We start from the raw sequence: 20,997 nt of genomic DNA, 5'->3' as shown, positions 1-20,997 counted from the left end.
ACGCCTGGAAAGTGTGTATACGGCAACGTATCGAGGGTTCGAATCCCTCCCTCACCGCCACATTGCAAAGCCCTGATGGAAACATCAGGGCTTTTGTTTTATGGCGCAATCCCGAGCGGTTGTCAGCATAGGACTGCAAATCCTCATTGTTGATAGCCCAGCATCTGGTTGAGCCGATTGACTAATCGTAGTGAAAAGCCGCTCTGATCTTGCTGCCGAACCCAAGCCTGATCCTGTCAAACTTGCTGTCGAATTCAGTTAAAGGGCCTCTCGAAAGAGAGGCCCTTTTCATTGCTCGCTGATTTGCCCTGCTCGGTACTTGAAAGGCATCCCGTGGTGATACTGGTTAATGCTCCACAGGCTGCGGATCCGGGGGCAGGTTCAGATGCTTGGTGATGGCCTGATAGAGCACCGGGTAATCATCCTCAAAGTGGTGGCCACCCGGCAGGGTGACGGTCGTGACGTTGGGTTGGTTGAGACGGGGGCAGAGGCGGTCGCCGTCATCGTCATCGGCTCCTTGCTGGCAGAGCATCGGCAGATCCCGGATGGTCTTCACCTGCGGCTCGGTCGGGTAGCTGCGGGCCTTGTGGGTCAGCATGTCGCTGACATGGATCTCGAAGTCCGAGCTGGTGGAGGGGGAGAGCATCACGGCACCGATCAGCCCCTGACGATAGTGCTCCGGCAACCGGTTGATGACGAAGGGGACAATCTCGGCACCAAACGAGAAGCCGACCAGCAGCCAGCGGGGGCGCGGCCAGCGAGTCTGGTAATCATCGAGGATCCGCTCCAGATCGGCGGTCACCTGCTCCGGGGTTTTCTTCTTCCAGTAGTAGGTGAGGGAGCTCCAGCCCACGACCGGCAAGCCGTGCAGCTGAAACTGGGCGCTCAACCCCTTGTCAAGGGCCGCCCAGCCGCCATCGCCGCTGAGAAACACCACCATGGGGGCGTCGGAAGGCTGCTTGACCGGCAGCTCAATCAGGCTCAGGTCATCCTTGACCGGGGCGGCGTGCGCCGCAAAAGATGAAACGGGCAGTACGAGACTGAGTAACAGCAATATCAAGGCTCTCATTGGCCATGCTCCTATTTCTTGATCAGCCCCAGCGGGCCGCGGCTAATCAGGGTGATCAGGTGAGTCAGGGTTCTGGGCAGTACCAGCTTGCTGCTGCAGAGCAGGTAGCGGGGTTCCCAGCGGGGCGAAAATTTTCCCTTGTAGCGTCTGAGCCCCTGAAAGTTGTAAAAACGGCTGCCACGGACGAACAGGGTATTGCCAAGGCGGGCCCAGTAGCTGTTGAGCGGATGATCGTTGAAGCCGGACATGGGGGCCATCCCCAGATTGAAGCTGGCGTACCCCTGCGCCTTACCCCACAGCAGCAGCTCGACAAAGAGAAAATCCATGATGGGGGCGGTGCCGGTATCCAGGCTGTAGCGCATCAGATCGATGGAGAGGGTCTCCTTGTTGTCGCTCACCCAGAGGTTGGCAAAGCCGACAATCTGCCCCTCGTGCCACACCAGCGCAGCCGGGCTCAAGGTCAGGTAGTCAGGCTCGAAGCGGCCGACCGAGAAGCCCTTCTCCTTGCCCATCTTGCTCTGCAGCCAGGTATCGGAGACGGTCTGCAATCTGGGCAGCAGGGGGGCCACGGCACCTGCCTCGACCACCTCGAAGGTCAGCCCTTCCCGCTTGCCCTTGGCGTGGCTCTGGCGCAGGTTGCGCAGGCGGCTGCCCGCCAGATCGAAGGTAGCCAGATCGACCATCGCCTCTTCACCAAGCTTGAAGGGGATCAGCCCCAGCTCCAGATAGAGTGGAAGATAGCGGGCCGAGACCTGATAAAAGACCGGGTTGGCGTCGTGCTCGTCGCACCGCTCTCTAAATTGCCAGATCAGCTCTTCAATCAGCTCGGGGCGACCGACCGGATCTCCCATCACGATCCAGCTGTTGCCCTCGATGCCATACATCAAAAAGGCATCGCCGGCGGGGTGGAATAACAGGGACTTGTCCTGTAGCTGGGCCAGATAGCCGTGGATCCCCCCTTCGCGCACCACCAGCTCGTGAGCGCGCGCCAGCGTCTCCTTGTCCGGCTTTTCACCGACCACGCGTAGCGGCGCAAGCAGCTGGGCAACCCCGGCTACGGCCAGCACGGCCACCACGCTCCCCATGGCGCGCAGGCCGCGGGCAGCCCCGCCGTGGGGCGAGAAGTGGAACCAGAGGGCGTGGTCATACTCCACCTGACGGTATGAGAAGAGCAGCAGCCACAGGGCTCCCAGCAGCACGGCGCCGACCGAGATGAGCCAGCCCGGGGTGTACTGGGGATAGAGCAGCGACCCCTTGCGATAGAAGAGGGAGCGGCAGGGGGTCATGATGAGCAGGAAGCTGCCGAGCAGCAGGGCTGACTCCCAGTCACCCCCCTTGAGCAGGGAGAAGGCGATCCCCAGTGCCAGCAGCAGCTGGGTGATGCGAAATGCGGCGTCGTGACGGCGATAGAGGCTGCGCGCCAGCAGGATCAGGAGAATACCGCTCACGCTGCCGAGCACGTGGGAGAGCTCGAGCAGGTGGAGCGGCAACACCTGCAGCCACACCTCGATGTGGCTGCGCATGGTCGGGATCATCCCCGAGCAGAGCAGCAGGCTGCCGGCGGCGAAGGTGCCCATGCTGATAAGGGCAGGCAGAAATTCGCGCACCGCGCTCATCAGCCCCTGTAGCCGCTGCCAGCGCGCTTTTTGTTGCAGCATCTCCTGACTCGCAAAGAGCAGCAGGGCACAGAGAAAGGGAAGCAGGTAATAGATGCAGCGATAGAGCAGCAGCGAGGCGAGCAGCTTGTCGGTTGGCAGGTAGTTAGCCAGCAACAGGCTCATGCTCGCTTCGAACACCCCGATCCCGCCCGGCACGTGGGCCAGCACCCCGAGGAAGCTGGCCAGCACGAAGGCACTGAGCAGCACAGGGTAGGGGACGCTATCGGCGGGCAACAGCACAAACAGCACGGCGGCGGCGGCCATCCAGTCGGCCAGCGCGACCAACAGTTGCAACAGACGTACTTTGAAGCCGGGCAGGATCAGGCTGTGTTCGCGCCAGGAGAGACGGTGTGTGGGCCAGCAGAGGTAGCAGGTGACCAACAGCAGAGCCATGACGCCCGCCAGCCTGAGCAGGGTATCTGCCCACTGCGGCCAGTCAGGCAGCAGCTGTGATACATCGCAGGTCAGTAGGGCGCCACCTCCCCACGCCAGCAGGCCGAGGAAAAAGGTGATGGAGCAGAACAGCACCACTCGGGCTACCTCACCGGTCGCCAGACCGAGAGCTGAGTAGAGCCGATAGCGTACCGAGGTGCCGGTCAGCAGGGCAAATCCCAGGGTGTTGGAGAAGGTGTAGGCGATAAAGGAGGTGATGCTGACCTGTTGCCAGGGAAGGCGCTTGCCCAGCGCATGGAGCGCCAGCATGTCATAGCTGCAGAGGCAACCATAACTGAGCAGGGTCAGCAACAGGGCGCCCGCCAGTCGCGGCAGGGGTTGGGACCAGATGGCCACACGAATATCGTGCCAGTGCCATGCCTGAGTCAGGTGATACAGCACGGTCAGTGCGGTGCCGAGCAGCAGCAAGCTGCACAAGGGGCCGAGCCATTTAAGCAGATGACGCCACATGTCATGTTCCTGTGGTCATTGACCGTTTCCCGCAAAGGGGGAGCCGGGTCGTGGATCCGGTTTGGACGAGGGAGGCGCTCGTCAGGAATATTTCGGGAAGAGATGGAAAGGGAGGCGTCAGCCTCCCTCTGTGTTATCCAGTGACCGGTTGGATCACTTGGTTTTCGGCGCGACTTTGACGGCAGGGGTCTTGGCGTGGGTGGTTTTATGGTGTTTTTTCACCACCTTGGTCTGGGTCGCCTGCGGTGTGGCTGTCTTGGTCGGAGTGGCCGCCATGGTGAAACCGGAAGTGAGGGCGAAGACGGCTGCCAGGGTCAGGGGAATGATCTTTTTCATGTTCAATTTCCTTATTCGGGTTGATGTTATGGAGCGTTCTCCATGACAGTCATCCTATGACGGTTGCAGCGGCCCTTCAGTGAGCGGTTGGTGACGGTTTGTATCCAAATGTACAGGCAGGGTGAGGCAGAAGCGGGCGCCGTGGTCACTGGCCAGCAACGCCACATCCCCCCCGTGATGACGGGCAATGCTGCGCACGATGGCCAACCCCAAACCAGTGCCGCCGGTGCGACGATCCCGGCTCTGATCAAGGCGTACGAACGGCTCGAAGATCTGGGGCGCCAGCGCCGGATCGATCCCCGGTCCATCGTCGCTCACCTCCAGCAGATAGTTCTCCTGTAGCCGCGAGATGGAGAGGGTAACCTCGCTCTTGGCGTAGCGCAGAGCATTGCCGATCAGGTTCTCCACCGCGCGGGTCAGCAGACGCTGATCGCCGCACCAGGGCATGTGACGTGGCGGCAGATCGAGGGTGAGCTTCTTTTCGGGGGCCAGCGCTTGCCAGTCGCCGAGATGCGCTTGTGCCCAGTGGCTGAGCTCAAGCTCGTCCTGTTGCAACGGCAACTCGGGTCTATCCAGCTTGGCGTAGGTGAGCATCTCTTCGATAAGCGAGTCCAGCGCCCCCAGATCTCGCTCCAGCGCCTGCTGTTCCTGCTCGGCAGGGGCAGGATCGAGCATGGCAAGCCGATAGCGCAACCGGACCAGCGGGGTGCGCAACTCGTGGGCGATGGCATCGGTCAGTTGCTTGCGGCTGGCAATCATGGCCTGCAATTGGGTCGCCATTTGATCGAAGGTACGTCCCACCCGGGCCAGACTGCTTCCCGGTGGCAGATTGGTTCGGCAGGAGAGATCCCCATCGCCTACGCGACGTGCGGTTTGCTCTAACTGCTGCAAGCCGCGCCAGTGGGGACGCAACCACAGAAGGATGGGCAGGCCGAGAGAGAGGCCGATCACCAGCAGCAGCCCCACATCGACCCAGTGCAGCTCGTGCAGATAGGAGAGGTAGGGTACAGGGCCGACAATCAGCACCCGGTCGGTATCGGGGATGCGCTGCAGGAAGGTGTCATCCTCCTCGACGATGACAATATTGCCAGCGGCCAGAAAGGCCTGATCCTCGCTGGCCAGGGGCTGGCGCACCAGCTCGCCGATCTTGAGGGGGAGGGTAAACTGACTGCTCTGCTCGGCCAGCCGATCGGGCCAGCGCTCTGGCGGGGTTCTTGCCAACTCGCCGGTCAACAGGCCAAGGGAGCCTTGCATCATGCGTTCGAGATAGCGATCACCCGCCCGTTCGGCGGTCACCTGATAGACCACGCCAACCAGCAGGATGGCCAAGGTGAAGCAGCCGATCAGCAACAGATAGAATTGGATAAAGAGACGGCGCATGGCGGTGCTCCCGAAAGAGGGTTATTCCCAGGCGTGGAGGACGAAGAGGTAGCCTTTCTGGCGCACCGTCTTGATCCGGGTCGGGTTGTCGGGGTTATCACCCAGTTTGCGGCGCAGGCGGGAGATGGCCACATCCATGCTGCGATCCTGACCGTCGTACTCCCGGCCGCGCAAGCTGCGAAAGAGGGCTTCCCGACTCAAGATTTGGCCCGCGTGGCAGGCGAGCTCCCACAGCAGATCAAAGTCGGCGGTCGAGAGAGCAATGCTCTCGCCATCGAGCCGCACATCTCGCCCCGGACCATCCACCCGGAGCAGACCAAATTGCAGTTGCTGAGGAACGCTACTGGTGGCTGCCGGTTGGGTTGATGCTTGCTGGTGCTGGCGAAACTGCACCCTCAGTCTGGCCAGTAGCACGGGGGGCGGGGTGGTTTTAAGGATGTAGTCGTTGGCGCCCAGCTCCAGACTCAGGATCTGGTTCATGTCGCTATCCAGCGAGGTGAGCATTACGATGGGGCCGTCGAAGCGCGGCCGCAGATCCCGACAGAGGGACATGCCATCCTGCCCCGGCAACATGATATCGAGCAGCACCAGATCGGGCTGTTCGGCTTCTACCCGGGCCAGTGCCATGTCCCCTCTGGGCTCGAGGATCACGTCCATATCGTGGCGACCGAGCCAACTGCTGATGAGCTGGCCAATCTCGGGATCATCTTCGACAAAAAGAATGCGTTGCATAGAAAAGCTCCAACGGAAAGCAGGAGAGAAGAAGAGCGATCAGCATATCAATGGCGCTTGGGAAATACAGAAAAAGAACCGGGCAGGCTGGTGTGCGGGGGAGCGTGGTTGTGTCATCGATGGTGAGGCGCGAATCGTGACACATGGACGGAGCCGCGTTTATCGATCTAGAGGATGATGGCCTTGTAGACAAGGCAAGGCGCTGCCTGGCACAAAACAAAAAACCGGCCAAGGCCGGTTTTTCGCGGAGCAGACCAGAAGGTCACTGCACCAAGTCGATGGACATCACGTTGCGGCGATTATCGACAGAATAATGGGGTGGCTGATGGGGCTCGAACCCACGACAACCGGAATCACAATCCGGGACTCTACCAACTGAGCTACAGCCACCACTGAAATTTTCATCAACGCTTGCCAATCCAAAAGGAAAGGGGAGCATTAATGGCGCGCCCTGCAGGATTCGAACCTGCGACCCACGGCTTAGAAGGCCGTTGCTCTATCCAACTGAGCTAAGGGCGCTTTGTATCAACACGTCATTGACGACGAGTCGATGAACATGGTCGGTGATAAAGGATTCGAACCTTTGACCCTCTGGTCCCAAACCAGATGCGCTACCGGACTGCGCTAATCACCGAAAATCCCTGACCAGCATATCGACAAGAGTCGTACTGGGCAACGGGCGGGCATCATAGCCAAGCGTAAGGGCCAGCGTCAACGACTTTTTCCCCCAGTAAATTCAAGTGCCTACTTATTGCCCGCTACCGGTCTGGCGTGCGTCTGCCGCTAACATCCCGGCTAAAAAAATGCGACAATGCGCGGCAGTTGAACACATGGTGAGTGGAGAACGATGTCTGCCAAAATCATAGATGGAAAACAGGTTGCGCAAACGATTCGCAGCCAGGTCGCGGCGCAAGTCCAACAGCGGTTGGCGGCAGGGAAACGGGCTCCAGGGCTGGCAGTCATTCTGGTGGGGGCGGATCCCGCCTCTCAGGTCTATGTCGGCAGCAAACGTCGGGCGTGCGAGGAGGTGGGTTTTCTCTCCCGCTCCTATGACCTGAGTGCCACTGCCAGTCAGGAAGAGCTGCTGGCGCTGATTGACCAGCTGAATGCGGATAGCCACGTAGATGGCATTCTGGTTCAGTTGCCGTTGCCGGATCACTTTGATACCACTCAGGTGCTGGAGCGGATCCAGCCTGACAAGGATGTAGATGGATTCCACCCGTATAACGTCGGCCGTCTGGCCCAACGTATTCCGGCGCTGCGCCCCTGCACTCCGAAAGGGATCATGACGCTGATCGAGACCACTGGCGTGAAGACGCATGGTCTGCATGCGGTCGTGGTGGGAGCGTCCAACATAGTGGGGCGTCCCATGACCCTCGAATTGTTGCTGGCGGGCTGCACAACCACGACCTGCCATCGTTTTACGCGGGATCTGGAAGAGCAGGTACGCCGTGCCGATCTGCTAGTTGTTGCGGTTGGCAAGCCCAACTTCATACCTGGCGAGTGGATCAAACCGGGGGCACTGGTAATCGATGTGGGCATCAATCGCCTGGCTGATGGCTCGCTGGTCGGGGATGTGGAGTTTGAGACGGCGCGCAGCCATGCCTCCTTCATTACCCCGGTACCCGGTGGCGTGGGCCCGATGACGGTCGCCAGCCTGATGGAAAATACCCTGATCGCCTGCAGTGAATATCACGACTGATCATGGCTGGTGATAACCCTGTGATCCCGTGAGGAGGCAGGATTCGCCAGAAATCTGACAATAAAAAACCGGTTGCTCAGAGAGGAACCGGTTTTTTATTTATCCAACGGGCGTTATTTACATATTTTGTGCTTCGTTTGGCACAATCACAGAGGCGTGATTTCCTTTCGGCCCCTGTTGCAGTTCAAAATTGACAGCCTGACCCGCTTTCAGGGTCTTGTAGCCCTCCATTTGAATCGTGGAGTAGTGAGCGAAGATATCCTCACCGCCCCCTTCCGGACAGATAAACCCAAATCCTTTTGCGTTGTTAAACCACTTAACTGTGCCGGTTGCCATACTTCTACATCCTTTTATTGATTACCCAGAAGTCGTTGAGTAACCTGCGCCAGCCCTTTATAACTAGGGACATGGGCCCATAGCAGACGGGCACAGATTAGCAAGTAACCAATCTAGTCTAACTTTTGAGCGAGTCAAGAAGTTGTTAACAGCTGATGTGATCTGGTTAACAAGTCTATTGACAACCTTGTGTTAGACGGTAGTAATCTAGAGGTACCAAAGCGCGATTATGAGCAAGCAGAAAGAACTCTTTGCTAATGAAGAGATTGCAGAAGCAGAGAAAACAAAGCTGCAGCCGCCACCCATGTATAAGGTTGTGTTGAACAACGATGACTACACACCCATGGAGTTTGTGGTGGAGGTGCTGCAAAAGTTCTTTGGTATGGATTTGGACAAGGCGACTCAGGTCATGCTGAGTGTGCATTATAGTGGTAAGGGTGTCTGCGGCATGTTTACCGCAGAGATCGCCGAAACCAAAGTTGTCCAGGTCAACACCTATGCACGTAACAACGAACATCCACTGCTCTGTACTATGGAAAAGGCTTGAATCTGATGACTTGATGGCAAGTGTGACACCACATTGTAGCTGTACTAGGGGAGGTGCCTATGTTGAATAAAGATCTAGAAAAGACGCTGAACGAGGCTTTCAAACTGGCCCGTGACGAGCGCCACGAATTCATGACCGTCGAGCACCTGTTGTTAGCCCTTCTGGATAACAGTTCAGCCCATGAGGCGCTGAGCTCCTGTGGTGCCGATGTCGAGCAGATGCGCAAGGAGATCCGCGCATTCATCACCCAAACTACTCCGCTCATACCGCGCGATGATGAAGATCGTGAAACCCAGCCGACACTGGGCTTCCAGCGTGTGTTGCAGCGTGCCGTCTTCCATGTGCAATCCTCCGGCAATACCGAAGTCAGCGGCGCCAACGTGCTGGTCGCTATCTTCAGTGAGCAGGAGTCACAAGCTGCCTATTTCCTGAAAAAAGCCGAGATCAGCCGTCTCGACGTCGTCAATTTCCTCTCCCACGGGGTGCGCAAGGACAACAAGCCTGATCTCGGCAGCAATAACAATCCCGAGTCTGATGATGATGTTTCGACCGCCCAGATCGAGAGCTTTGCCACCAACCTGAACCAGCTGGTGCTGGAAGGGCGCATCGATCCGTTGATTGGCCGTGATCAGGAGCTCAACCGTACCATTCAGGTGCTCTGCCGTCGTCGCAAGAACAACCCGCTGCTTGTGGGTGAAGCGGGCGTGGGTAAAACCGCCATTGCCGAAGGTCTGGCCTATCGCATCGTCAAGGGGGATGTCCCCGAGGTGATTGCGGGCAGTACCATCTATTCGCTGGATATGGGTTCTCTGCTGGCGGGCACCAAATACCGTGGTGATTTCGAGAAGCGCCTCAAGGTACTGCTCAAGCAGATTGAGCGTCAGGAAGGGGCCATCCTCTTTATCGACGAGATCCATACCATCATTGGTGCCGGTGCTGCTTCCGGTGGTCAGCTGGATGCAGCCAACCTGATCAAGCCACTGCTCTCCAATGGTTTGCTCCGCTGTGTGGGATCCACCACTTATCAGGAGTACGCCCAGATCTTCGAGAAAGACCGTGCGCTGGCCCGTCGCTTCCAGAAGATCGATATTGTTGAGCCGACTATCGATGACACCACGCGCATCCTGATGGGGCTCAAGAGTCGCTATGAAGCTCACCACGGCGTACGCTATACCGCCAAGGCGATCCGTGCAGCTGCCGAGCTCTCTGCCAAGTACATCAATGATCGTCACCTACCCGACAAGGCGATCGATGTGATCGACGAGGCGGGCGCCGGTCAACGGTTGCTGCCTGCGAGCAAGCGCAAGAAAGTGATCAATGTGCAGGAAATTGAGTCCATTGTGGCCAAGATCGCCCGCATTCCGGAAAAATCAGTCTCCTCTTCAGATAAAGAAGTACTGAAGAACTTGGAACGCAATCTGAAGATGGTGGTCTTTGGTCAGGATAAAGCCATCGAGGTGCTGACCGATGCGATTCGCCTCTCTCGTTCAGGTTTGGGTAACGAGCGTCGCCCGGTTGGTTGCTTCCTGTTTGCCGGTCCTACCGGCGTTGGTAAAACAGAGGTGACCCAGCAGTTGGGCAAGGCATTGGGTGTCGAGATGCTGCGCTTTGATATGTCCGAGTACATGGAACGCCACACCGTCTCACGCCTGATTGGTGCGCCTCCCGGCTATGTCGGTTTTGAGCAGGGTGGTTTACTGACCGATGCGGTGATCAAACACCCTCATTCCGTCGTGTTGCTTGACGAAATAGAGAAGGCTCACCCGGACGTATTCAATCTGCTGTTGCAGGTGATGGACAACGGCACCTTGACCGATAACAACGGGCGCAAGGCGGATTTCCGTAACGTCATTTTGGTGATGACTACCAACGCCGGTGTGCAGGAGACCCAACGCAAAGCGATTGGCTTCCAGCAACAGGATTTGAGCCACGATGCCATGGCGGTGATCAACAAGACCTTCAGTCCGGAGTTCCGTAACCGGCTTGATCACACCATCTGGTTCAACCATCTCGATATGACGGTGATCCATCAGGTGGTCGACAAGTTCATTGTCGAATTGCAGGTTCAACTGGATGCGAAGGGAGTTTCTCTCGAGGTGTCCGAGCGTGCCCGCCACTGGTTGGCGGAGAAGGGGTATGACAGAGCCATGGGGGCCAGACCGATGGGTCGGGTAATCCAGGAGCACCTCAAGAAACCCCTGGCCAACGAGATCCTGTTTGGTTCACTGGTTGACGGGGGGATAGTGAAGGTTGAGTTGGTAAATGACAGCCTCAGCTTTGATTTTCAGGTCAATGTTGAAGCTGTTTCCCACTAAGCGTCAGTGATCAGAAAACGACAAAAAACCCCAACCGAAAGGTTGGGGTTTTTTGCTGAATTCCTGGCTTAGCGAGAGCGGAAAACAATACGTCCCTTGGAGAGATCGTAGGGAGTCAGTGCTACCGTTACTTTGTCTCCAGTCAGGATACGAATGTAGTTTTTGCGCATCTTGCCTGAAATATGAGCGATAACCACGTGACCATTCTCCAGTTCCACACGGAACATGGTATTGGGCAGGGTTTCGAGAATAGTGCCCTGCATCTCAATACTGTCTTCTTTAGCCATTGAATCCTCTTGATAAGCCACAACAAAAAACCGCTGGATCATGCCGGATTTAAGGCTATGTGTAAAGTTTACTCGGGCTTGGTGTCGATATTTTTCCATTCCCCCTGAATTAACAGCTCATGAGGGAGATAATTGCGCTTGTAATTCATCTTGCGACACGCCTCCACCAGATAGCCAAGATAGAGCCAGCTTCGCCCGGTTCGCCTGGCCAGATCGAGCTGGCAGAGGATGGCAAAGGTGCCCAGGGAGCGATCGGCATAATCGGGGTCGAAGAAGGTGTACATGGCGCTTAAGGAGTGGGGCAGCAGGTCTGTGGTAGCGACACCGATCAGGCGGCCCTCTTTGCGCATCTCCAGGTAGAGCGGCGGCATCCAGTCACAATGGAGAAACCCACGATACTGGCTGCGGTTGGGGGGATACATGCTGCCATCGTGGTGGCGTTCGCGGATATAACGTTCGTAGAGCAGGTAATACTCGGGCTTGTCATCGTAACTCAGGACGATCTCGATATCCCTGTTGAGCTGGCGGATCCGTTTCTGGCCGCGGCTGGGGCGAAAGCGCTCGCTGTGAATACGAAGGGATTGGCAGGCATGGCACGCCGGGCAGTGGGGGCGATAGATGTCGTTGCCACTGCGGCGAAAACCGGCAGTCAACAATCGCTCGTAACCGTTGGCGTTGAGCAGATTGTGATCCATCAGCACCAGCAACTGCTCCTGTTCATGGTCCAAATAACTGCAGGGATGCTTGGGAGTCAGCCCTACTTTTAGGATCACTTCTTCAGTCATAGGCTGATTTCCCCCTCTTGCCAGCAGGAAGCCAATAGTGGTTGATGGCCAAGGCGTGCCAGCTCGGCCAGAAAACGGGCCCTTGGCCACTCCTCGATACCCAGGGTCGCCAGAAACGGGTTTTGCATCTGGCAATCGATGAGGGCGCCGTGATGGCGGGCGAAGTGGCGACAGAGTGCCACCATGGCAAGTTTGGCGCCGTTATCAATCCGGCTGAACATGGATTCACCGCAAAACAGTCGGCCGATAGATAGGCCATACAGCCCCGCTTGCAGCTCTCCCCCTTGCCAGATCTCGATAGAGTGGGCATGACCCAGCCGGTGCAACTGCTGGTAGGCATCGATCATGGGTTGGCTGATCCAGGTGCCATCGGCAGTGCGACGAGGGGCGGCGCAGGCAGTAATGACTTCATTAAAGGCGCGATTGACGGAAATATCGAATGGGGTTCGGCGGATAATCTTCTGCAGTGTCCGCCCCACATGGAGTTGGTCGGGACGGATCACCCCGCGGGGATCCGGTGACCACCACAGGGTCGGTTGGTGGGGTTCATTCCACGGGAAGATCCCCTTGTGGTAAGCTGCCAGCAATCTGGCAGGGGAGAGATCCCCGCCGATCGCCAGCAAGCCGTTGGGCTCTTCCAGCGCATGGCTGGGGTCGGGAAACCAGCAAAGCTCATCATCCAGTTGGGTAAGATAGCGAGACATAAGGCAACGAGGTTCATAGATGAAGGCCATTATCCTGATAGTATCCAGCTTGCTCTGTTTTGTCACGGCGCCCGCCGGGGCGGAGGTCTACCAGCGCAATACCGCGCGGCCGGTCAATCAGGTGGTGTTTGGTCAGGTCGAAACGGTGCGCAATATTACCCAGCGCCAGATCCTGGAGTCAGAGCACTCTGGCTGGAAGACGCTGGGTGGTGCCGTGTTGGGCGGCCTGCTGGGGAACCAGTTTGGCGGCGGTCATGGCCGTGAAATCGCCACCGCCGTCGGCGCGCTCGCGGGAGCTGCGGCTGCGCAGCAATACCAGTCCGGGGGAACCGTGGTGGAAAACAAGTTGGTGGAGCTGCTGATCCGCAACGAGCAAAATGCCCTTATCAACGTGATCCAGGATTATGATCCCGCCATGGTCTTTGCCAATGGGGACAAGGTGCGCATTCTCTACTTCGATGATGGGGTGCGGGTCGACAAGACTTACTGACTTTCGATAGTCTCGGTGATGGGGAGACTGTGGCAGGAAAGGAACCCGCAGACTCTCCTGCCGGAAAGTCTGTCGGGCGGTAATACACGGGACTGATGCCCTGAGGATTCAGATAGTTATCTCTTGAGAGACTATCTTGTCGCGACCGGTGTTCTTTGCCTGATAGAGCAGCCGATCCGCTACGCTCAGCGCCTCGTCCATGGATATCCGCCCGACGCTGATCACGCCGTAACTGGCGCGAACAAAGAGCGGGGTTTCCGGTGACAAAGGTTGCTGGCGCAGCTGCTGACGCAGCCCTTCAAGACGCTTGATCAACACGGGGACGGTACAGTGAGGCACCATCATGGCAAACTCCTCTCCGCCAAAGCGGGCGATCATGGCATCGGGGAAGAACTGGGTCAGTAGCCGGGTCAGATGGCAGAGCAGTTGATCGCCGATGGCATGGCCCCAGTGATCGTTGACCTGCTTGAAGTGATCCACATCGAGCACACAGAGTGCCATAGGCGTCTGCTGGCGCTGATGCTCTTCAAACCATTTTTGCCCTTCGTTGAACCAGTAGCGCCGATTGTAGAGACCGGTCAGGTAGTCACGATTGGCTGACTCCTGAATGCTGTTGAACTGCTCGAGGGCTTCCAGATTGTGGCTGACCCGACACTGCAGCTCTTCCGGCTCGAACGGCTGGTTGAGAAAGTCGTTGGCGCCTTGCTTGAGGTAGCGAGCAGAGAGACCGCGCTTGTCCGAGACCGAGATCCCGATAATCGCAAGCTGCTGCTTGCTGTAACGCTCTCTCAGCATCCGCACCAGACTGATGCCATCGATATCCGGCATATAGTAGTCGACCAGCGCCAGCCGGATGTCCGGGTGTTGCTCCAGCATCGCCATCGCTTCACGGGCATGACTGGCCTCATGCACCTGCAACAACTGCTTGCGCAACTGGGCCATGGTGCGGTGACGGGAGGTGCGTGAGTCGTCGACCACCAGCACTTCGATCGACTGGTTGAGATAGAGGCGGTGCACCAGACTAACGGCATATTGCAGCGAGTGGCGCGAATCCTTCATCACATAGTCCAGCACGCCGGTTTCCAGCCAGGCGGCACGTTTATCTTCGCTGATGTCGGCAGTGAGGATCACCACCGGCAAACCTCGAGCCAGCAGCTCGTTGACCGCTTCGCCACGGGGCGCATCCGGCAAGGTCAGGTCCACCAGCGCGACCACATACTCTTCGCCCCGACAGTGACGGGCGCCTTCGAGGGTATCGAAGGCGTCAATCTCGAGGCCAGTTTGCTGGGCAATGGCCTGAGTCAGCATACGGCGGATGGTCAGGCTATCTTCGACAATCAATATCTTCTGTTTCATTAGACTCCTTTAAATAAAAAAGGCATACCGACTGGTATGCCTTATATCACAACTGCGCTTGTTTATTGCGCGTCGAGGTAGCGTTCGGCATCGAGGGCTGCCATGCAGCCGGTACCGGCAGAGGTGATCGCCTGACGGTAGTTGTGGTCGGCCACATCGCCGGCAGCGAAGACACCTTCAATGCTGGTCTGGGTGGCAAAACCGTCGAGGCCGCCCCGTACCTTCAGATAGCCGTTTTGCATCTCCAGCTGGCCATCGAAGATCTGGGTATTGGGCTGGTGGCCGATGGCGATGAAGACACCCATCAGTGGCAGCTCGCTGGTGCTGTTGTCCTGAGTGTTGCGCAGGCGCACACCGGTGACACCCATCTGATCGCCCAGCACTTCGTCCAGGGTCTGGTGGGTGTGCAGCACGATATTGCCGCTCGCGACCTTGTCGTGCAGACGCTTGATCAGGATCTTCTCGGCACGGAATTCGTCGCGTCGGTGGATCAGGTGCACCTTCTTGGCGATGTTGGCCAGATACAAGGCTTCTTCAACGGCGGTGTTGCCGCCGCCGATCACCGCCACTTCCTGATTACGGTAGAAGAAACCGTCACAGGTGGCACAAGCGGAGACGCCGCGCCCCTTGAAGGCCTCTTCGGAGGGCAGACCCAGATACTTGGCGGAGGCGCCGGTCGCGATGATCAGGGCATCGCAGGTGTATTCGCCGTTGTCTCCTTTGAGGCGGAACGGGCGCTGAGTCAGTTCGACACTGTTGATGTGATCAAACAGGATGCGGGTATCGAACTTCTCTGCATGCTCTTTCATGCGCTCCATCAGGGCCGGGCCGGTCAGGCCTTCCGGATCACCGGGCCAGTTTTCCACTTCGGTGGTGGTGGTCAGCTGACCCCCTTGCTGCATGCCGGTGATGAGCAGGGGATTGAGGTTGGCGCGGGCGGCGTAGACGGCCGCGGTGTAACCGGCCGGGCCTGACCCTAAGATCAGCAATTTGCTGTGAGTGACTTGGCTCATGATGTCATTTCCGGGATGTGATGAGTTTGCGCGATTGTAGGTAATTCGTGATCCGGGGTCAAAGGCTGGTGAGTCGATTGCACTAATCGTGTTCACAAGGGGTGACATGCAAAATAAAGGAATAAAAAAACCGCCCATCGCGGGCGGATTTTCACTCATCTCCAACTGGCGCAGGCCAGAGCAGATCAGTTCAGCAGGGTCAGGGGATCCGTGTAGGCAAGGCCATGCGCCACGGCCACTTCCTTGCAGGTGAGCTTGCCCTCCATCACGTTGAGCCCGTGCAACAGGTTGGGGTCGCTCAGCAGTGCCTGACGATACCCTTGTTGGGCCAGCTTGATGATAAAGGGGAGGGTGGCATTGTTGAGCGCCACGGTCGAGGTGCGGGCCACCGCCCCTGGCATGTTGGCGACACAGTAGTGCACCACCTCATCGACGATATAGGTCGGATCCTGGTGGGTGGTGGCGTGGGAGGTTTCCACACAGCCGCCCTGATCGATGGCCACATCGACGATGGCAGAACCCGGCTTCATGCGCGCAATGTGGTCACGGCTGACAAGTTTTGGCGCAGTGGCACCCGGCACCAGCACGCCGCCGATGACCAGATCGGCCGCCAGCAGATGGCGTTCCAGCGTCTCGCTGTTGGAGTAGACCACCTTGGCCGCTCCCTGGAACTCGTTATCGAGACGGCGCAGGGTATCGACGTTGTTATCGAGGATGGTGACATCCGCGCGCAGGCCAATGGCCATGCGGGCCGCATTGGAGCCGACCACGCCGCCACCGATGATCACCACCTTGGCCGGTTCGACACCGGGTACGCCGCCGAGCAGCACACCGCTACCACCGCGCGATTTTTCCAGCGCTTGGGCACCCGCCTGAATAGACATGCGTCCGGCAACTTCTGACATGGGGGCCAGCAGGGGCAGGCCGCCACGGCCGTCGGTGACGGTTTCATAGGCGATACAGATGGCGCCGCTTTTCAGCAGGGCTTCGGTCTGGGGCAAGTCTGGCGCCAGATGCAGATAGGTGAACAGGGTTTGACCCGGACGCAGCATGGCACATTCGACAGGCTGAGGTTCCTTGACCTTGACGATCATCTCGGCTTTGGCGAAAACCTCTGCAGCAGAGGCCAAAATTTCGGCTCCAACAGCGATATAATCTGCATCGCTGAAGCCAATGCCGTTTCCGGCACCGCTTTGGACGAAAACAGTATGGTTTCGTGCTGTCAGTTCACGTACACTGGCCGGAACCATGCCTACGCGGTATTCATGGTTTTTTATCTCTTTAGGTACACCGATAATCATGCTATCCCTCGTCTATAGATTGGTGTTTCATGTTGCCAAAATGTTAACCAACATTTGCGCCTAGTATATTCAGGTATTGACAGGATTTGTGACCATAATTATAAAATGACTGGTGATTCTTACCAAAAAATAGCCAAAGGATGGAATAAAATGATGGAAGCTAAGAGTCGGCTAAAGGATTTGGACAGGATTGACCGCAACATTCTTAATGAACTGCAAAAGGATGGCAGGATTTCGAATGTTGAGTTGTCCAAGCGAGTTGGCCTGAGTCCTACACCGTGTCTGGAACGGGTTCGTCGCCTCGAGCGACAAGGTTATATCGAAGGATATGCCGCTATTCTGAACCCTCATTATCTGGACGCATCTCTGCTGGTGTTCGTAGAGATAACCCTCAATCGCGGGGCGCCTGATGTGTTTGAACAGTTCAACAAGGCTGTTCAGGTACTCGAAGAGATCCAGGAGTGTCATCTGGTTTCCGGTGACTTCGACTATCTGCTCAAGACCCGAGTCAGCGACATGTCGGCTTACCGCCGTCTGTTGGGGGAAACCCTGCTGCGTCTGCCCGGTGTCAATGACACCCGCACCTATGTGGTGATGGAAGAGGTCAAGCAGAGCAGTCGTCTGGTGATCAGCACCCGATAAAGCAGGTTATGCCGTGGTATCTTTTCCATATGAGACACCATGACAGTCAGAAACGAGCGGCCGGTCCGCTCGTTTCTTCTTGTAAAGATAATTGCAAATATGGCCCCGTCCCATCAGGCTCTGGCTGACAATCGATGGGCTTTTCGGGGATACTAGGCCCCCTTATTTCCTGCATTACATGTTTTCAGAAAGGAGCCGGAGTTTGGCCGATAAAAAGCTGTTTACTCCTTTATCAGGTACACAACGGATCTTCGAAGCCGTCTTGATCGCCATCACCCTGATGGCTGCTTATCTTCTGCTTGCCCTGTTGTCCTATCATCCCGCTGATCCCGGCTGGTCCCAGACCTCCTGGCAAGGGGAGGTGAAGAACCTCGCCGGTAGTGCCGGTGCCTGGCTCGCCGACATCACCATGTTTACCTTTGGTGCTTTCTCCTATCTGGTGCCGCCGCTGGTGGTACTGCTGGGCTGGAGTCTGTTCTGGCGTCCGAGCCGTCTGCTTGATGTGGATTACCTCACCCTGGGGGTGCGGATCATCGGCTTTATCCTGACCGTGCTCGGCATGTCGGCCATTGCCAGCATGAACTTCAACGATATGCAGAACTTCTCCGCCGGTGGTCTGGTGGGGGATGTGATCGCTTCTGCAGTGGTGCCGCTGTTTGGCGGCGTCGGGGCCAACCTGATGCTGCTCTGCTTCGTGGCAACCGGCATCACCCTGTTTACCGGCTGGTCCTGGCTCACCATCGTCGAGCAGATCGGTGCGGCCTGTACCGGTTCGGTCAGCGCTGTTTACCACTTCCCGACCACCCTCGGTCGCTGGCTGACCGGTGGCTGGCGTCAACCCCGCAACGAGGGGCCGGATCCCTTGCTGGAAGGCGGGGTAGGGGCCATCGCGTTTGATGATGAGGAAGATGAGCCGCACACCAGCTGGACTCGCAAGCCCAAGGCCAAGAATCAGAAGGCTGCCGCCGAAGAGTGGCTGCCGGAACTCGACGACGATACCTTCGAGTTCGACCCACAGTTTGATGATGAAGATGATGAGCCGACTCCGGCTGCCAAGCCGAAACGTGCGGTGGCGGCTGCCAATGGGCGCCGTCAGCCGGTACTGGCTGTGGCCGATGACGATGATGAGGACGATCTGGATCTGCCGTGGGCCGAAGGGGACGACGAGATCGCCGTACCTGTTGCAGTCGCACCGACCAAGCCCAAGCGTCGTCCGCAGTCAACAATGCCGCCGTTGCCTAGCATCGAGCTGCTCGACCGTCCACCCGCCAAGACCCAGATGATGAGCAAGGATGAGCTGGATCGCATGGGCCGTCTGGTGGAGGCCAAGCTTGCCGACTACAACGTGCAGGCCAAGGTGGTCGGTGTCTATCCGGGCCCGGTCATTACTCGTTTCGAGCTGGATCTGGCGCCGGGTATGAAGGCGAGCAAGATCACCAACCTCTCGCGCGATCTGGCCCGCTCCCTCTCTGCCAGCAGCGTGCGGGTGGTGGAAGTGATCCCGGGTAAAACCTATGTGGGGATCGAGCTGCCCAACCGGGTGCGCCAGACCGTTTACCTGCGCGAAACCCTCGACTGCGATGCCTTCCGCGATAGCCGCAACCCGCTCACCATGGGCCTGGGTCAGGACATCGCCGGCGAGCCGGTGGTGGTGAACCTGGCCAAGATGCCGCACCTGCTGGTGGCCGGTACCACAGGTTCAGGTAAGTCGGTGGGGGTCAACACCATGATCATCTCGATGCTCTACAAGTCATCCCCCGATGATCTGCGCTTTATCATGATCGACCCCAAGATGCTGGAACTCTCGGTCTACGAAGGGATCCCGCACCTGCTGACCGAGGTGGTGACCGACATGAAGGACGCCGCCAACGCCCTGCGCTGGTGTGTGGGCGAGATGGAGCGCCGTTACAAGCTGATGTCGGCGGTCGGGGTGCGTAACCTCAAGGGCTACAACGACAAGGTACTGGCCGCCATCGAGGAGGGAGAACCCCTGCTGGATCCGTTGTGGCGCCCGGGTGACTCCATGGATCAGATGCCGCCGGAGCTGGAGAAGCTGCCCCACATCGTGGTGGTGGTGGACGAATTTGCCGACATGATGATGATCGTCGGCAAGAAGGTGGAAGAGCTGATCGCCCGTATCGCCCAGAAGGCGCGGGCCGCCGGTATTCACCTCATTCTGGCGACCCAGCGTCCGTCGGTGGATGTCATTACCGGTCTTATCAAGGCCAACATCCCGACCCGTATTTCGTTCCAGGTGTCGAGCAAGATCGACTCGCGCACCATCATCGATCAGGGCGGCGCCGAATCTCTGCTCGGTATGGGCGACATGCTCTACATGCCGGCTGGGACCTCCAACCCGACCCGCGTACACGGTGCGTTCGTCGATGATCACGAAGTGCACAAGGTGGTGGCGGACTGGAAACTGCGCGGCGAGCCGAACTACATCGAGGAGATCCTCTCCGGTGAGTCGGGTGGCGAAGGTGGCAGCGGCGAATATGGCAGTGGTGGCGATGAAGAGCTCGACCCCCTGTTCGACGAAGCGGTTGCTTTCGTGGTGGAGTCCCGCCGTGGCTCGACCTCCAGCGTCCAGCGCAAGTTCAAGATTGGTTACAACCGGGCAGCCCGTCTCATCGAGCAGATGGAGAATCAGGGCATCGTCAGCTCACCGGGTGGCAATGGTCAGCGCGACGTGCTGGCACCGCCGCCGGTGCGGGACTAAGCCTCACCGTTTCATACTATCCCTGGCCATGCCCTCCGCGGGCGTGGCCTTTTATCGAGAGCGTCTTTATGAAGAGCGTGATGAAAAAACAACTGTTGATGGGTACCGTGCTGCTGATGGCCAGCAGCCAGGTGTGGGCCGATGCGGCCAGCGATCTCAAACAGAAGCTGGCGGGGGTGAGCCTCTTCTCCGCCAAATTTGCCCAGACCGTCTATGACAGCAAGGGCAAGGAGCTGCAAAAGGCCAGCGGCGACCTGCTGGTGCAGCGGCCAAACCGTTTCAACTGGCACACCACCTCGCCGGACGAGAGCCTGATCGTGGCCGATGGTCAGGATGTCTGGGTCTATGATCCCTTCGTCGAGCAGGTGACAGCCCTCAAGCTGAAAGATGCGGTGCTCAACACCCCCTTTATTCTGATCGCCGGCAATGACGACAAGTTCTGGAAGAACTATGACGTGACCCAGCAGGGGGATGTCTATACCGTCACCAGCCGTAACAAGGATGAGCTGATTGCCTCCTTCCGTGTCACCTTCGACAGACAAGACAACATCAGTCGTTTCGATGTGAAAGAGGCGCAAGGGCAGTGGAGCGAATTCACCCTGAGCAGCTTCAACCGCAAGCCGGTGCTCAAGGGCAACGAATTTGTTTTCAAGATCCCGAAGGGGGTCGAGCTGGACGACCAGCGCTAATGAGCAAGCAGTCGTTGGATTGCTCGCCACTGC

At 58.0% G+C, this 20,997-nt stretch carries 19 protein-coding genes and 3 tRNA genes; 7 read left to right on the top strand and 15 right to left on the bottom strand.

What is annotated here, in order from left to right; translation table 11 throughout:
• Positions 1–346: 346 nt before the first annotated feature.
• From AB5Y71_RS08650 to AB5Y71_RS08615, 8 genes are all read right to left on the bottom strand, one after another.
• Positions 347–1,069, bottom strand: coding sequence for an AcvB/VirJ family lysyl-phosphatidylglycerol hydrolase (locus AB5Y71_RS08650; RefSeq protein ID WP_368171395.1), 723 nt, complete (start codon positions 1,067–1,069; stop codon positions 347–349).
• 11 nt (positions 1,070–1,080) lie between these two features.
• Positions 1,081–3,630: a bifunctional lysylphosphatidylglycerol flippase/synthetase MprF gene (mprF, locus tag AB5Y71_RS08645; protein ID WP_368171394.1), complete on the bottom strand. Its 2,550-nt coding sequence runs from the start codon at positions 3,628–3,630 to the stop codon at positions 1,081–1,083.
• Between the two features lie 153 nt (positions 3,631–3,783).
• Positions 3,784–3,966: a hypothetical protein gene (locus AB5Y71_RS08640; protein WP_076494658.1), complete on the bottom strand. Its 183-nt coding sequence runs from the start codon at positions 3,964–3,966 to the stop codon at positions 3,784–3,786.
• A 54-nt stretch (positions 3,967–4,020) separates the two neighbouring features.
• Positions 4,021–5,346 (bottom strand): two-component system sensor histidine kinase RstB, encoded by a 1,326-nt coding sequence (gene rstB, locus AB5Y71_RS08635; protein ID WP_368171393.1) that lies wholly within the window; start codon positions 5,344–5,346, stop codon positions 4,021–4,023.
• Positions 5,347–5,367: 21 nt separating this feature from the next.
• Positions 5,368–6,078: a two-component system response regulator RstA gene (rstA, locus tag AB5Y71_RS08630; RefSeq protein ID WP_368171392.1), complete on the bottom strand. Its 711-nt coding sequence runs from the start codon at positions 6,076–6,078 to the stop codon at positions 5,368–5,370.
• Between the two features lie 314 nt (positions 6,079–6,392).
• Positions 6,393–6,468: transfer RNA gene (locus AB5Y71_RS08625), tRNA-His, on the bottom strand.
• Between the two features lie 52 nt (positions 6,469–6,520).
• Positions 6,521–6,597, bottom strand: a tRNA-Arg gene (locus AB5Y71_RS08620).
• A 38-nt stretch (positions 6,598–6,635) separates the two neighbouring features.
• A tRNA-Pro gene (locus AB5Y71_RS08615) sits at positions 6,636–6,712 on the bottom strand.
• Positions 6,713–6,925: 213 nt separating this feature from the next.
• Here AB5Y71_RS08615 and folD point away from each other — a divergent pair.
• Positions 6,926–7,780 carry a bifunctional methylenetetrahydrofolate dehydrogenase/methenyltetrahydrofolate cyclohydrolase FolD gene (gene folD / locus AB5Y71_RS08610; protein WP_005337113.1) on the top strand — a complete coding sequence of 285 codons (855 nt, stop codon included), beginning with the start codon at positions 6,926–6,928 and terminating at the stop codon, positions 7,778–7,780.
• A gap of 117 nt (positions 7,781–7,897) precedes the next feature.
• Here the strand turns inward: folD and cspD are convergent, their stop codons facing one another.
• Entirely contained in the window at positions 7,898–8,116 is a 219-nt protein-coding gene (gene cspD, locus AB5Y71_RS08605) for a cold shock-like protein CspD (protein WP_005300025.1), read from the bottom strand.
• Positions 8,117–8,345: 229 nt separating this feature from the next.
• Here cspD and clpS point away from each other — a divergent pair, with 229 nt between their 5' ends.
• Positions 8,346–8,663 (top strand): ATP-dependent Clp protease adapter ClpS, encoded by a 318-nt coding sequence (gene clpS, locus AB5Y71_RS08600; RefSeq protein WP_005337111.1) that lies wholly within the window; start codon positions 8,346–8,348, stop codon positions 8,661–8,663.
• A 59-nt stretch (positions 8,664–8,722) separates the two neighbouring features.
• Complete coding sequence (clpA, locus tag AB5Y71_RS08595) at positions 8,723–10,978, top strand: ATP-dependent Clp protease ATP-binding subunit ClpA (RefSeq protein WP_368171391.1); 2,256 nt, start codon at positions 8,723–8,725, stop codon at positions 10,976–10,978.
• Positions 10,979–11,046: 68 nt separating this feature from the next.
• Here clpA and infA read toward each other — a convergent pair whose 3' ends face one another.
• From infA to aat, 3 genes are all read right to left on the bottom strand, one after another.
• A complete protein-coding gene (gene infA / locus AB5Y71_RS08590) occupies positions 11,047–11,265 on the bottom strand; it encodes a translation initiation factor IF-1 (RefSeq protein WP_005300033.1) in 219 nt (72 codons plus the stop codon).
• A 68-nt stretch (positions 11,266–11,333) separates the two neighbouring features.
• Positions 11,334–12,050, bottom strand: a complete 717-nt coding sequence (locus tag AB5Y71_RS08585; protein ID WP_019445526.1) for an arginyltransferase — start codon at positions 12,048–12,050, stop codon at positions 11,334–11,336.
• Entirely contained in the window at positions 12,047–12,754 is a 708-nt protein-coding gene (aat, locus tag AB5Y71_RS08580) for a leucyl/phenylalanyl-tRNA--protein transferase (protein WP_064336270.1), read from the bottom strand. Before aat ends, AB5Y71_RS08585 begins: the two co-directional genes overlap by 4 nt.
• 19 nt (positions 12,755–12,773) lie before the next feature.
• On the opposite strand from aat, the gene AB5Y71_RS08575 reads away from it, so the two are divergent.
• Positions 12,774–13,244, top strand: a complete 471-nt coding sequence (locus tag AB5Y71_RS08575; RefSeq protein WP_005337104.1) for a glycine zipper 2TM domain-containing protein — start codon at positions 12,774–12,776, stop codon at positions 13,242–13,244.
• A gap of 108 nt (positions 13,245–13,352) precedes the next feature.
• Here AB5Y71_RS08575 and AB5Y71_RS08570 read toward each other — a convergent pair whose 3' ends face one another.
• From AB5Y71_RS08570 to ald, 3 genes are all read right to left on the bottom strand, one after another.
• Positions 13,353–14,600: a diguanylate cyclase gene (locus AB5Y71_RS08570; protein ID WP_368171390.1), complete on the bottom strand. Its 1,248-nt coding sequence runs from the start codon at positions 14,598–14,600 to the stop codon at positions 13,353–13,355.
• 62 nt (positions 14,601–14,662) lie between these two features.
• On the bottom strand, positions 14,663–15,613 hold the full coding sequence (gene trxB / locus AB5Y71_RS08565; RefSeq protein WP_019445530.1) for a thioredoxin-disulfide reductase: 951 nt from the start codon (positions 15,611–15,613) through the stop codon (positions 14,663–14,665).
• A gap of 185 nt (positions 15,614–15,798) precedes the next feature.
• Complete coding sequence (ald, locus tag AB5Y71_RS08560) at positions 15,799–16,914, bottom strand: alanine dehydrogenase (RefSeq protein ID WP_058059143.1); 1,116 nt, start codon at positions 16,912–16,914, stop codon at positions 15,799–15,801.
• Positions 16,915–17,064: 150 nt separating this feature from the next.
• On the opposite strand from ald, the gene lrp reads away from it, so the two are divergent.
• The 3 genes from lrp to lolA all read left to right on the top strand — a co-directional run bounded on the left by lrp (position 17,065) and on the right by lolA (position 20,964).
• Positions 17,065–17,556 (top strand): leucine-responsive transcriptional regulator Lrp, encoded by a 492-nt coding sequence (gene lrp, locus AB5Y71_RS08555; protein ID WP_005300047.1) that lies wholly within the window; start codon positions 17,065–17,067, stop codon positions 17,554–17,556.
• A 202-nt stretch (positions 17,557–17,758) separates the two neighbouring features.
• Positions 17,759–20,275 (top strand): DNA translocase FtsK 4TM domain-containing protein, encoded by a 2,517-nt coding sequence (locus tag AB5Y71_RS08550; protein ID WP_368171389.1) that lies wholly within the window; start codon positions 17,759–17,761, stop codon positions 20,273–20,275.
• Between the two features lie 80 nt (positions 20,276–20,355).
• A complete protein-coding gene (gene lolA, locus AB5Y71_RS08545) occupies positions 20,356–20,964 on the top strand; it encodes an outer membrane lipoprotein chaperone LolA (protein WP_041202312.1) in 609 nt (202 codons plus the stop codon).
• The last annotated feature ends 33 nt before the right edge of the window (positions 20,965–20,997 follow it).

The sequence above is a fragment of the Aeromonas sp. R9-2 genome, from assembly GCF_040908025.1.
GTDB lineage: Bacteria > Pseudomonadota > Gammaproteobacteria > Enterobacterales > Aeromonadaceae > Aeromonas > Aeromonas veronii.
This window is presented reverse-complemented; position numbering and strand designations above follow the sequence as displayed.

Bases quoted from the DNA above. Each gene is read 5' to 3' on its own strand.
- AB5Y71_RS08650 (WP_368171395.1), bottom strand. From the start codon at position 1,069: ATGAGAGCCTTGATATTGCTGTTACTCAGTCTCGTACTGCCCGTTTCA.
- rstA (WP_368171392.1), bottom strand. From the start codon at position 6,078: ATGCAACGCATTCTTTTTGTCGAAGATGATCCCGAGATTGGCCAGCTC.
- AB5Y71_RS08575 (WP_005337104.1), top strand. From the start codon at position 12,774: ATGAAGGCCATTATCCTGATAGTATCCAGCTTGCTCTGTTTTGTCACG.
- folD (WP_005337113.1), top strand. From the start codon at position 6,926: ATGTCTGCCAAAATCATAGATGGAAAACAGGTTGCGCAAACGATTCGC.
- infA (WP_005300033.1), bottom strand. From the start codon at position 11,265: ATGGCTAAAGAAGACAGTATTGAGATGCAGGGCACTATTCTCGAAACC.
- AB5Y71_RS08585 (WP_019445526.1), bottom strand. From the start codon at position 12,050: ATGACTGAAGAAGTGATCCTAAAAGTAGGGCTGACTCCCAAGCATCCC.
- lolA (WP_041202312.1), top strand. From the start codon at position 20,356: ATGAAAAAACAACTGTTGATGGGTACCGTGCTGCTGATGGCCAGCAGC.
- mprF (WP_368171394.1), bottom strand. From the start codon at position 3,630: ATGTGGCGTCATCTGCTTAAATGGCTCGGCCCCTTGTGCAGCTTGCTG.
- lrp (WP_005300047.1), top strand. From the start codon at position 17,065: ATGATGGAAGCTAAGAGTCGGCTAAAGGATTTGGACAGGATTGACCGC.
- cspD (WP_005300025.1), bottom strand. From the start codon at position 8,116: ATGGCAACCGGCACAGTTAAGTGGTTTAACAACGCAAAAGGATTTGGG.
- ald (WP_058059143.1), bottom strand. From the start codon at position 16,914: ATGATTATCGGTGTACCTAAAGAGATAAAAAACCATGAATACCGCGTA.
- AB5Y71_RS08640 (WP_076494658.1), bottom strand. From the start codon at position 3,966: ATGAAAAAGATCATTCCCCTGACCCTGGCAGCCGTCTTCGCCCTCACT.
- rstB (WP_368171393.1), bottom strand. From the start codon at position 5,346: ATGCGCCGTCTCTTTATCCAATTCTATCTGTTGCTGATCGGCTGCTTC.
- clpS (WP_005337111.1), top strand. From the start codon at position 8,346: ATGAGCAAGCAGAAAGAACTCTTTGCTAATGAAGAGATTGCAGAAGCA.
- clpA (WP_368171391.1), top strand. From the start codon at position 8,723: ATGTTGAATAAAGATCTAGAAAAGACGCTGAACGAGGCTTTCAAACTG.
- trxB (WP_019445530.1), bottom strand. From the start codon at position 15,613: ATGAGCCAAGTCACTCACAGCAAATTGCTGATCTTAGGGTCAGGCCCG.
- aat (WP_064336270.1), bottom strand. From the start codon at position 12,754: ATGTCTCGCTATCTTACCCAACTGGATGATGAGCTTTGCTGGTTTCCC.
- AB5Y71_RS08570 (WP_368171390.1), bottom strand. From the start codon at position 14,600: ATGAAACAGAAGATATTGATTGTCGAAGATAGCCTGACCATCCGCCGT.